This window comes from Mycobacterium sp. E136 (assembly GCF_001666865.1).
Lineage (GTDB): Bacteria > Actinomycetota > Actinomycetes > Mycobacteriales > Mycobacteriaceae > Mycobacterium.
In genome coordinates this window covers 1-10,203 of sequence record NZ_LZJE01000015.1, presented here as the reverse complement: position 1 = coordinate 10,203, position 10,203 = coordinate 1, and the positions used below count along the sequence as shown (strand labels likewise).

Below are 10,203 nucleotides of genomic sequence, written 5' to 3'. Positions count from 1 at the left end.
GCGGTGGCCGCGGCGGGCGAGGCCACCACCATCATCGGCGGGCACGAGGCCAACGCGGCGCAGGCGGCCGCGATCGCCGCCAAGCTGCGCGCGATGGAGGCCACCGTCGTGAAGACGAAGACGCTGGCCAACACGATCGCCCAGGAGGTCCAGCAGGAGTGTGAAGCGATCGCGGCGATGCCGTTCAGCAACACCCAGGAGCTGGTGCAGAGCCGGATCAAGTTGGGGCTGTCGCAAAACATCGCCAACATCACGGCCAACACCACCGAACTCGCCAACACCCTCGGCGTTCCGCCGAGCATCCCGCTGTTCGGCGCCCCGCCGGTGCCCGGCAGCAAGGAGGCGCAGGACAGCAGTAAGGATGCCGCGCAGCAGGCAGGTGACGGCTCACAGCAGGCCATGCAGATGATGAGCCAGATGGGCTCGATGGCCGCGCAGCTGCCCATGCAGCTCGGCCAGTCGCTGATGGCTGTGCCGCAGCAGATGGGCCAGCAGCTTTCGCAGCCGCTGCAACAGCTGACGTCCCTGTTCGGCCAGGGCGGCAAGGCCGACTCGCTCGGGGCCGCGGGCCTTCCGTTCTCGGCGTTCTCCAATCATCCGCTGGCCGGCGGCTCGGGTGCGGGCGGCGGTTCGGGCATGGTGCGCGCGGCGTCGCTGCCCGGATCCGGGGGTGCACCGCTGCAGACGCCGCAGATGGCGAACCTCGTCGGCAGCAAGGCCGTCAGCACCGCACCCTCCCGCGAGGGCGCGACGGCCGGCGCGGCCGCGGCCGGCGGCGCCGTCCCGATGGCCGCCGGTGGCGGCATGGGCGGGATGGCGCCGATGATGGGGCAGCGCGGTGCCAGCGGCGGCACCGTAGCGGGGCTGGCCGTGCCCGCGCCGCTCGAGCACGACTTGGATGATGACGACGATGACGACTGGTGACGAGGAGCGCACATGGGTGGCCCGCTGAGGAAGCCTGAGGGCATCAGCTGGAACGCGGCGGCGGTCGAGCTGCCCGAGATCCCGACGATCGCGCCGGGACAGGACGCGATGAGCGCCACCATCTCGGCGGTGCTGCCGACCCTGGCCGCTCAGCTGACCGCCAACGTCGCCGCGCTGTCGGCGAAGGAGAACACTTTCTCGGGCAAGGTGGGCGCCGCGCAGGCCGCCTACGAAAACTCCGATGACGTCGGATCGCAGTCGGTCGGCCAGATCGTCGGGATGCTCGGTCAGGTCGGTCAGCAGGCCGGCCAGATGGGGCAGATGGCCGGTGCGCCGTCGCAGGCTCTCGGCGGGCAGACCGGGATGTTCGGCTCGCTGATGCAGCAGGCCATGCAGGGCGCCCAGTCGGCGGGCGGCCCATCCTTGACCGGCCAGGGCGCCGCGGGCACGGCATCCGGCGGCGGCGCGCCTGGTGGTGCCGCCGCCGCGGGCGCTGGTGCCCCGGCGGGTCAGACGGCCCAGCAGCCACGCGAGGACGCCCAGCTTCCCGCCGATCAGGCCGACGGTCGCGAGGACCGCCAGCTGCTGCAGCGCGCCGACGACCGCCCGTGGGACGGCGCGTCCGGACCGGAACGCGGCGGGACGGGCGCGGGCCCGGCGCCGGTCGCTCCGCCGGAGTCCAGGTCCGGCGACGACGACGTCGCTCGCAACCTGTAGCGCTCATTTTTGCGTGAAGGGTCGTGCTCGCGCCTAGGGAGCAGCCCTCAGCGCAGTATTCAGCCGCTAGCCCACCTGGGGACGCGTCTGCGCGGGCCGCGGCCCCTCGGCGACGACCGGCGGCGCGGGAGGCCGGGCTGATACGTCGCCCTGCGGTGCGGCTTGGGCGCTTGGCTCGGCCCGGGCCGCGGGCTCGGGTAGCTCCTCGGGATCCTCGGATCGCTTGTCGGCGTCCTCCGCTTTGCGGTCGCGGCGCTTCGGGTCCTCGGCACCAGATGTCGTAGCTCCTTGGGCCGCTTGCATGATCTGCTGCGGAACCTGTTGCAGCCCTTGGGTGAGACCCAGCAGCGGCGCCGTGACCGCACCGGCCAGCGCTCCGACCTGACCGAGCACCTGACCGAGCATTTGATTGTTGGCGCCGGCGCTCTCACCGCTCACGGGGGCGCCGGCGCCCATGTCCGCGCGCTGGCTTCCGCCGGGCGTATCCCGTTGGACTGCAAGCTCTTCGGCAGCCGTGCGTAACGTCTCAGCACCCTCGCGGTCGCCCTGCTCGTACAGCTGGTCGGCCTTGCGCAGCAGTGCGGAGATCGTCGATCCCTGGTCGGCCGCGCCCTGCACCGTGCCGAGCCGTGCGTCGAGCGCACTCGACAACGCAGCGCCGACGCCGGCCGCGATCGAGCCGTGGCTCGCCTGGACTTCTGCGGCCTCAGGGGCACCGCCGCTCAATTGCGAGAGGTCGGTCGCGATGCGGTCGTGGAGGCCGGCCCAGCCCCGCAATCGGTCGGTCCTGGCGAACAATTCGCTCATGGCAGTCAAGCCTAGGGCCGCGGCGGCGCCGGTCCGGACACCAATTTTCAGCGGTGGGCCTCACCCTGGGCGGCGGCATCGGAGGCCGCACCGTGCCACCCGCGCGTCGCGTATCCGTGCGACGCCTCCACCAGCGCGGCGCGATCCCGGGCCGCGAGCGCCCGGCCGTGGGCCAGAGCCAGATGTCCGGCGTCACAGTCGCATTCGACGCTGACCCGCTCGATCGCATCGACAGCCCGCATATCGCCGAGCCGAACCGCGTCCAGCAGAGCGCGCAGCGCGACCGCCGACTGCCCGCCGCGCTCCGCGTTGCGCACCGCCTCGCGGGCCGCGGCGACGGCGCCGTGCTCGTCGCGGCGCGCCCACATCGTCCACGCCCGCGCCAACGCCAACTCAGGGGCGAACAGCATCGACTTCAGGCCGTGTCGGGACTCCGCGCGCGCCAGGGCCTTTCCCGCCTCGGCGCCCGCGCCGAGCTGCCCGAGCGCCTGGGCCAGCAGCATCCACGCCAACGGCCCCCACGAGTACCCGGTCGGCGACAGTGCGGCCGCCGCCCGGCGCAAAAGGCGCGCCGCCTCCTCGAGTTCACCCTTGGCGATCAGCACGTCGGCCACGAGCACCTCGCCGATCGCGCGCCCGGGTTGCTGCAGCTGCGCGAAGTCGGTGAGCCGCTGAGCGAGCTGTTGCGCCCGATCCAGTTCGCCGGCCATCACCAGCGCCGTCGTTTGACCGAACCCACTGGTGAACCGCAACAGCCCCGGATGTCCCGCGGCCATCGCGCGTTCGGCCAACGCGTCGACATCGGCGAAGCGACCGGTCCGCGCCGAACTCAGCGCCGCGGCCGCCGCGGCCCAGCCGACGGCCGTGTCGTCGGCGGCCGGCGAGGCCAGCACCTCGGTGGCGATATCCATTGCCCGAGAGACGTTTCCGGCGTTCATCGCGAATGTCGCCGACAACGCGTCCAGCGTGGTCTGCGCCATCGGCGTGGACACCCGGTTTCTCGTCGCGCGCAGGAACGCGGTGGCGCGCTCGGGCTCGGAAAGCATCCAGAACTGGTTCGCCGCGCGGGGCAGTGCCCACGCCATCAGCTCGGTCTCCGACAGCGCGGCGCTGTCCACGTCGGCGAGCACCGCGTCCGCGTCGCGGCCGCGCCCCTGCCAGGCCAGCGCGTACGCCAACGTCAGCCGCGTCGAGAAGTCTTCGGAGCGCTGCAGTGCGGCACGGCCGAGCCGTTCGCTGAGGACCAGATCGCCGAGCCGCAACGCCTCGGCGGCGGCCGCGGACACCTCGGCGGGCTCCTGCGGGCTGTCGCTGTCCAGCGCCAGCACCGCGCGGCGCAACCGGTCGACGGCGCCGTGTCCGGGCCGCTCGGCCAGCCGGTCGACGATCTCACCGCGCAGCCTGCGCAGCTCGACGCCACCCAACGCCTCGCGCACCGCGTCGGCGAACAACGGGTGCGCCGGACGCACCCAGCCGTCGTCGACGACGACCGCGCCCGAAGACACTGCGGCCTCGACGGATTCGCGGTCGGTCAATGTTTCGAGCTCACCGAGCACCAGCGGGTCGTCGACGGCCAGGTACTCCAACACGCGGTGGGCGGACGCGGGCAACGCGGCGACGAACTCGTCGGCCGAGGCGGCCAAGCGACGGTCGTCGTGACCCGGCGGCTGCAGGTCGATGCGCTCGACCAGGCCGTCGTCCCACAGCGCCGAGACCCCGTCGGCCATCACACCGGCAGGCGCCACCGTCACGATCAGCCTCGCGGCCCCGCTGACCGCGAGCTGGTAGATCAGGGCTGCCGACAGCGGGTCGAGCAGATGACCGTCGTCGACCACCAGCAGTCGTCCGTCGCCCAACGTCTCTCGCGCGCTGCGCAACACATCCGCGGTCTTGCCGGTGTCGGCGACCTCGATCAGCCTGCTGACCGCCGCGAACGGGACCGCGGCCATCGGCGCGGTGGCGGTCACCCAGTCGACGCGGTGGTAGTTGGCTGCGAACCGTTCGGCCGCGGCGCGCGCCAACGATGTCTTGCCCACGCCGGCGGGCCCGATCAGGACGGCGCCGGATCGCTTCTGCAGACCGGCTTCGATCGAATCGAGTGCCGGTCCGGGCGGCGAGGTGACCCACTCAATCGGCACCGCCGGAGTCTATGGCTAAATCGATCGCCGCACTCCTCAACGCGGCCAAGGGGCCGCTTGATCGTCGTGCGGCTAGGTTGTGCTCGTGTCCGGAGAACCCAGCCCCCCACGCGAGTCGCACCGTCAGTGGGCGGTCTGCGTCTACTGCGCATCAGGCCCCACACACCCCGAGCTCATCGCGCTGGCCGAAGAGGTCGGGACCGCGATCGCCGAGCGGAATTGGAGCCTGGTCTCCGGCGGCGGCAACGTATCGGCGATGGGCGCGCTGGCCATCGCGGCGAGGTCCCGCGGTGGGCACACTGTGGGCGTCATCCCGAAGGCACTGGTGCATCGCGAGGTCGCCGACGTCGACGCCGACGAGCTCGTCGTCACCGACACGATGCGTCAGCGCAAGGAGGTGATGGAGGGACGGGCCGACGCGTTCATCGCCCTACCGGGCGGGATCGGCACCCTCGAGGAGTTCTTCGAAGCCTGGACAGCGGGCTATTTGGGTATGCATGACAAGCCGGTCGTGCTGCTCGACCCCATCGGGCACTACGACGGCCTCTTGGCCTGGTTGCACGAACTGCGCGACAGCGGATACGTCGCGCAGGGCGCGCTGGACCGATTGAACGTCGTCGCCGATGTCGAGTCGGCCCTGGCGGCGTGCGCGCCGCGCCAAGAGCACGGTCACTAGGGTGTGCGACAAACGAACAGGGAGGGACGAACGCGCATGACCGAGAAGTCGGGGACTCGCAGCAACGTCGGGCTATTGGACATCGCCGCCCGCGTGCCGGGACTGATCGCGGACGTGCCGACGATTGTCAGCGGCGTGGTCACAGGGTTCAGCGCCCGACCCTCGGCCAAGACCTCGATCGGCAAGGTCTTTCAGGAGCGCGCCGCCCGCTTCGGCGACAAGGTGTTCCTGCGGTTCGGCGACGATGAGGTCACCTACCGCGAAGCCAACGAGAGCGTCAACCGTTACGCCGCCGTTCTGGCCGCCCGCGGCGTCGGGCACGGCGATGTCGTCGGCATCATGCTGCGCAACTCGGTCGAGCCGGTCCTGCTGATGTTGGCGGCGGTCAAGTGCGGCGCGATCGCCGGAATGCTCAACTACCACCAGCGCGGTGACGTGCTCGAGCACAGCCTCGGGCTGCTCGGTGCCAAGGCCGTCGTCGCCGACACCGACTTCGTCGAACCGATCACCGAGTCCGGGGCCGACACCGACGGCCTGGTCACCATCGACGAGATGAAGCGCCTGGCCGCCACGGCACCCACCGGCAATCCCGCGACCACCGCGGCCGTGCTGGCCAAGGACAAGGCCTTCTACATCTTCACGTCGGGCACCACCGGCATGCCGAAGGCCAGCGTGATGACGCACTACCGCTGGCTGCGGGCGCTCGCCGGGTTCGGCGGCCTCGGAATGCGGCTGAACAGCAAGGACACGCTGTACTGCTGCCTGCCGCTGTATCACAACAACGCGTTGACGGTGGCGCTGTCGTCGGTGCTCAACGCCGGCGCGACGCTGGCCATCGGGAAGTCGTTCTCGGCGTCGAAGTTCTGGGACGAGGTGATCCGCTACGACGCGACCGCGTTCGTCTACATCGGCGAGATCTGCACATACCTGCTCAACCAGCCCGAGAAGGACACCGACCGCAAACACAAGGTGCGGGTGATCGGCGGCAACGGCCTGCGCCCGGCGATCTGGGACGACTTCACCAAACGCTTCGGCATCGACCGGGTCTGCGAGTTCTACGCCGCCAGCGAGGGCAACACCGCGTTCGTCAACTTCTTCAACCTGGACAAGACCACCGGCATCTGCCCGTCGCCGGTCGCCTTCGTCGAGTACGACCACGACAGCGGTGAGCCGCTGCGCGACGACAAGGGCCGGGTCAAGAAGGTCCGCAACGGCGAACCGGGCCTGCTGCTGTCCAAGGTGAGCAGCTTCCAGCCGTTCGACGGCTACACCGACGACGAGGAATCGGAGAAGAAGCTGGTGCGCGGCGCCTTCAAGGAGGGCGACGTGTGGTTCAACACCGGCGACCTGATGCGCTCGCAGGGCTTCGGCCACGCGGCGTTCGTCGACCGGCTGGGCGACACGTTCCGATGGAAGGGCGAGAACGTCGCCACCACCGAGGTGGAGGCGGCGCTGTCAATCGACCCGAGCGTCGACGAGTGCACCGTCTACGGCGTCGAGATCGAAGGCGCCGGCGGGCGGGCCGGCATGGCGGCGGTCAAGCTGAACGACGGCGACGACTTCGACGGCAAGTCGCTGGCGGCGACGCTGTACGACAAGTTGCCCGGATACGCGGTCCCGTTGTTCATTCGGGTGGTCGACGAGCTCGCGCAGACGTCGACGTTCAAGAGCCAGAAGCTCGACCTGCGCAAGCAGGGCTTCAACGTCGAGGAGATCGAGGACCCGATCTACGTTCTCGCGGGCCGCGACGAGGGCTACGTCGAGTTTTACGACGACTACCCCGAGGAAGTGAAGGCGGGCAAGAGGCCCAAGAACTAGCGACTTGTGCGTGAAAACGTTCGCTGACCGATCGAAATCACGCACAAATCGCACGGCCGTAGCCTGGAAGGCGTGACAACGCACCGCGGCCGATTCCTGGGCCGGCCCGTCGCCGCCGATCGCGCGCTGATCATGGCGATCGTGAACCGGACCCCGGACTCGTTCTACGACCGTGGCGCCGCGTTCACCGACGAGGCCGCCAAAACGGCGGCGCACCGGGTGATCGAGGAGGGCGCCGACGTCGTCGACGTGGGCGGGGTCAAGGCGGGCCCCGGCAACACCGTCGACACCGACGAGGAGATCGCGCGCGTCGTCCCGTTCATCGAGTGGCTACGCGGCGCCTATCCCGACCAGCTGATCAGCGTCGACACCTGGCGCTCGACGGTCGCCAAACAAGCGTGCGCGGCGGGCGCCGATCTGATCAACGACACCTGGGCGGGCCACGATCCCGCATTGCCCGAGGTGGCCGCCGAGTTCGGCGCCGGGCTGGTGTGCTCGCACACCGGCGGTGCCCAGCCGAGGACCAGGCCGTTTCGGGTCAACTACGGCATCACCGAACGCCGCGTCGTCGACGACGTCATCGCCGAGGTGACAACGGCGGCCGAACGGGCAGTCGCCGCGGGGGTGGCCCGCGACGCCGTGCTGATCGATCCGACGCACGATTTCGGCAAGAACACTTACCACGGTCTTACTTTGTTGCGCCATGTAAAAGAGCTTGTAAACACTGGATGGCCGGTCCTTATGGCGCTCAGCAACAAGGATTTCGTCGGGGAGACTTTGGGTGTGGGTTTGACCGAACGCCTGGAGGGCACCCTGGCAGCCACCGCCTTGGCGGCCGCAGACGGGGCCGCGATGTTCCGTGTGCACGAGGTCGGGCCCACACGACGCGTACTGGAGATGGTCGCGTCGATCCAGGGCGGACGGCCGCCGACGCGCACGGTGAGGGGACTGGCATGACACTCACACCCGAACTTCCCGCTACTGACGTCGTCACCTCTCGGTGGCTGGCCGACCACAGTTGGAACCGGCCCACTTGGACGGTCGCCGAACTGGAGGCGGCCAAACGCGGCCGCACCGTCTCGGTCGTCCTGCCCGCCCTCAACGAGGAAGAGACGGTGGGCAGCGTCGTCGAAACCATCACTCCGCTGCTCGGCAGGCTGGTCGACGAGCTCATCGTGCTGGACTCCGGCTCGACCGACGACACCGAGATCCGGGCCCTGGCCGCGGGCGCGCGGGTGATCAGCCGCGAGGCGGCGCTGCCGGAGGTGACTCCGCAACCGGGCAAGGGTGAGGTCCTGTGGCGCTCGCTTGCCGCCACGACCGGCGACGTGATCGTTTTCGTCGACTCGGATCTGATCGACCCCGACCCGATGTTCGTGCCCAAGCTGGTCGGTCCGCTGCTGACCACCGACGGCGTGCACCTGGTCAAGGGCTTCTACCGCAGGCCGCTGAAGGTCAGCGGCAGCGAAGACGCCAACGGTGGCGGGCGTGTGACCGAACTGGTCGCCCGGCCGCTGCTCGCGTCGCTGCGGCCGGAGCTGAGCTGCATCCTGCAACCGCTGGGCGGTGAGTACGCCGGCACCCGCGAGCTGTTGACGTCCGTGCCGTTCGCGCCGGGTTACGGCGTTGAGATCGGGCTGCTGATCGACGCCTACGACCGCCTCGGGCTCGACGGGATCGCCCAGGTGAACCTCGGTGTGCGCACGCACCGCAACCGGCCGCTGACCGAGCTCGCTACGATGAGCCGGCAGGTCATCGCGACGCTGCTGTCGCGGTGCGGGGTGCCGGATTCCGGGGTCGGATTGACGCAGTTCTTCGCCGACGGCGAGGGCTACACGCCGCGGATGTCGTCGGTGTCGCTGGCCGATCGCCCCCCGATGGTGACGCTGCGCCCGCGCGGCTGAGGTTCTTCCGTGCGCCTAGCAACGTCGTCCGCGGGGCTAATTGGCGGACTCCTCAGCGCGGCTCGTTCCTCGCCGCTTGATCGTCGTCCGCCGGGCTAATTGGCGGACTCCTCAGCGCGGCTCGTTCCTCGCCGCTTGATCGTCGTCCGCCGGATGTCGGCCCCCTGAGGCAGTATCGAACCCGTGAGCCTGGTTCTGCTGTATCTGGTCGTGCTGGTTCTGATCGCCGTCGTGCTGTTCGCCGTGGGCAGCGTGGTGTTCGGCCGCGGTGAGCCGCTGCCGCCGCTGCCGCGGGACACCACCGCGACGGTGCTACCCGCCTCCGGTGTGACGAGCGCCGACGTCGACGCCGTCAAGTTCACTCAGACGCTGCGCGGCTACAAGACCAGCGAAGTCGACTGGGTGCTCGACCGGCTGGGCCAGGAACTCGACTCGCTGCGCGGTCAGCTCGCCACCCTGCGGGCGGCGCACGGCATCGAGGAGGACGAACACATCGAGGGCGGCGCCCATGCCCTCCAGTCGGAGAACGGCGACGAGTCATGACCGCCGCGGTGAAACCCACCGTCGAACCCGACGGCCGCGTCCGTTGTGCCTGGATCGACGAATCTCGTTTGTCGCCAGCCGATTTCGTGCTGTACCGCGACTACCACGACACCGAGTGGGGCCGGCCGCTGCGCGACTCGGCCGGCCTGTTCGAACGGGTCAGCCTCGAAGCGTTCCAGAGCGGGCTGTCGTGGCTGGTGATCCTGCGCAAGCGGGAGAACTTCCGCCGCGCGTTCCACGGCTTCGACGTCGACCGGGTGGCCCGCTACACCGAACGCGACATCGCGCGGTTGTTGGCCGACACCGGGATCGTGCGCAACCGCGCCAAGATCGAGGCCACGATCGCCAACGCCCGTGCGGTCGCCGACCTTCGAGACGGCGGCACCGATTTCGCCGAACTGCTGTGGTCCTTCGCGCCGCCGCCCCGGCCGCGGCCGGCCACCTTCGCCGACGTCCCGGCCGTCACCCCCGAGTCGACGGCGATGGCCAAGGAACTCAAACGCCGCGGTCGCGGCACCCAGCAGTCTGCGGTGTGATCGTCGACCATTCCGGTCGCCTGCATCAAGGCGTACGCTGTCGTCGGTCCGACGAAGCGGAAGCCGCGGCGTTTGAGTTCCTTGGCCATCGCCGTCGACTCGGGGGTGACGGCCGGGACGTCGGCGAAGGTGGCCGGCCG

General features: G+C 70.0%; 10 protein-coding genes and 1 pseudogene. 8 read left to right on the top strand and 3 right to left on the bottom strand.

The genetic code is table 11. The features are described from left to right. Together A5698_RS01120 and A5698_RS01115 are read left to right on the top strand one after the other, a co-directional pair. A partial coding sequence (locus tag A5698_RS01120; RefSeq protein ID WP_068292241.1) for a hypothetical protein occupies window positions 1–924 on the top strand: 924 nt, incomplete at its 5' end. A 12-nt stretch (window positions 925–936) separates the two neighbouring features. Further along, a complete protein-coding gene (locus tag A5698_RS01115) occupies window positions 937–1,641 on the top strand; it encodes a hypothetical protein (protein ID WP_068292229.1) in 705 nt (234 codons plus the stop codon). Window positions 1,642–1,707: 66 nt separating this feature from the next. Here A5698_RS01115 and A5698_RS01110 read toward each other — a convergent pair whose 3' ends face one another. Further along, a complete protein-coding gene (locus A5698_RS01110) occupies window positions 1,708–2,448 on the bottom strand; it encodes a type VII secretion target (RefSeq protein ID WP_068292221.1) in 741 nt (246 codons plus the stop codon). Window positions 2,449–2,495: 47 nt separating this feature from the next. Continuing rightward, complete coding sequence (locus tag A5698_RS01105; protein ID WP_068292220.1) at window positions 2,496–4,586, bottom strand: AAA family ATPase; 2,091 nt, start codon at window positions 4,584–4,586, stop codon at window positions 2,496–2,498. Between the two features lie 85 nt (window positions 4,587–4,671). Here A5698_RS01105 and log point away from each other — a divergent pair, with 85 nt between their 5' ends. The 6 genes from log (at window position 4,672) to A5698_RS01075 (ending at window position 10,063) form a co-directional block, all read left to right on the top strand. Next, on the top strand, window positions 4,672–5,262 hold the full coding sequence (gene log / locus A5698_RS01100; protein ID WP_068292238.1) for a cytokinin riboside 5'-monophosphate phosphoribohydrolase: 591 nt from the start codon (window positions 4,672–4,674) through the stop codon (window positions 5,260–5,262). Window positions 5,263–5,298: 36 nt separating this feature from the next. After that, the gene (gene fadD6 / locus A5698_RS01095; RefSeq protein ID WP_068292219.1) at window positions 5,299–7,080 is read left to right on the top strand and encodes a long-chain-acyl-CoA synthetase FadD6; all 1,782 of its coding nucleotides are present in this window, start codon (window positions 5,299–5,301) and stop codon (window positions 7,078–7,080) included. 132 nt (window positions 7,081–7,212) lie between these two features. Next, a complete protein-coding gene (folP, locus tag A5698_RS01090) occupies window positions 7,213–8,037 on the top strand; it encodes a dihydropteroate synthase (RefSeq protein ID WP_068292232.1) in 825 nt (274 codons plus the stop codon). Beyond that, complete coding sequence (locus A5698_RS01085) at window positions 8,034–8,984, top strand: glucosyl-3-phosphoglycerate synthase (RefSeq protein WP_068292216.1); 951 nt, start codon at window positions 8,034–8,036, stop codon at window positions 8,982–8,984. The genes folP and A5698_RS01085 overlap by 4 nt, the downstream gene beginning before the upstream one ends. Before the next feature lie 183 nt (window positions 8,985–9,167). Continuing rightward, the gene (locus tag A5698_RS01080) at window positions 9,168–9,527 is read left to right on the top strand and encodes a DivIVA domain-containing protein (RefSeq protein WP_068292214.1); all 360 of its coding nucleotides are present in this window, start codon (window positions 9,168–9,170) and stop codon (window positions 9,525–9,527) included. After that, on the top strand, window positions 9,524–10,063 hold the full coding sequence (locus A5698_RS01075; protein WP_084792174.1) for a DNA-3-methyladenine glycosylase I: 540 nt from the start codon (window positions 9,524–9,526) through the stop codon (window positions 10,061–10,063). Before A5698_RS01080 ends, A5698_RS01075 begins: the two co-directional genes overlap by 4 nt. Here A5698_RS01075 and A5698_RS27730 read toward each other — a convergent pair. Beyond that, window positions 10,030–10,203 (bottom strand): annotated as a pseudogene (locus A5698_RS27730) (DNA-3-methyladenine glycosylase I); the annotation flags it as partial. The gene A5698_RS01075 and the pseudogene A5698_RS27730 overlap by 34 nt on opposite strands.

Excerpts from the sequence above, each read along its gene's own strand:
- A5698_RS01115 (WP_068292229.1), top strand. The coding sequence starts at position 937 with ATGGGTGGCCCGCTGAGGAAGCCTGAGGGCATCAGCTGGAACGCGGCG.
- A5698_RS01110 (WP_068292221.1), bottom strand. The coding sequence starts at position 2,448 with ATGAGCGAATTGTTCGCCAGGACCGACCGATTGCGGGGCTGGGCCGGC.
- fadD6 (WP_068292219.1), top strand. The coding sequence starts at position 5,299 with ATGACCGAGAAGTCGGGGACTCGCAGCAACGTCGGGCTATTGGACATC.
- folP (WP_068292232.1), top strand. The coding sequence starts at position 7,213 with ATGGCGATCGTGAACCGGACCCCGGACTCGTTCTACGACCGTGGCGCC.
- A5698_RS01085 (WP_068292216.1), top strand. The coding sequence starts at position 8,034 with ATGACACTCACACCCGAACTTCCCGCTACTGACGTCGTCACCTCTCGG.
- A5698_RS01075 (WP_084792174.1), top strand. The coding sequence starts at position 9,524 with ATGACCGCCGCGGTGAAACCCACCGTCGAACCCGACGGCCGCGTCCGT.